Source organism: Chryseobacterium candidae (assembly GCF_004916905.1).
Lineage (GTDB): Bacteria > Bacteroidota > Bacteroidia > Flavobacteriales > Weeksellaceae > Chryseobacterium > Chryseobacterium candidae.
Window position 1 is genome coordinate 1 of record NZ_SDLV01000060.1, and the last position, 423, is coordinate 423.

Sequence of the window (423 nt, forward strand, 5' to 3'; positions counted from 1 at the left end):
TTTTAAAATTGTAGGATTTCTGCCACTGTTCTTCCCCTCTTTCATTTAAAGAGATCAGCCAAAGGTCCGTTCCTTCTTCAATGCCTACCGTTTTGTTCCCTGATCTTTCTGATCTGGATTCTCCGCCAATGATAAATCCATTGGAACTTAAAGCCAGGGTTCTCAAATGATCATCACCTTTCCCTCCAAAATTCTTTTCCCATTCTACTTTTCCATTTTTGTCCAACTTGACAATCCAATAGTCGCCTTCACCATAATTGCTGCTGGCTTTGGAATAAGAGTCGAGCTTCACACCACTTCCAGCCTCCAGCTTCCCGCTTCCTGCCTTTACTTCAGAACTCCTTGAATACATTCCCAATAAAGCCCCCCCATCTCTGGTTGGAATCATCTTCTCTACTTCATCTAAGCCTTTTCCACCTAAAA

1 pseudogene is annotated in these 423 nt (G+C 42.6%); it reads right to left on the minus strand.

Annotated elements, in window-relative coordinates:
* Window positions 1-423, minus strand: a pseudogene (locus EK417_RS20465) (T9SS type A sorting domain-containing protein); the annotation flags it as partial.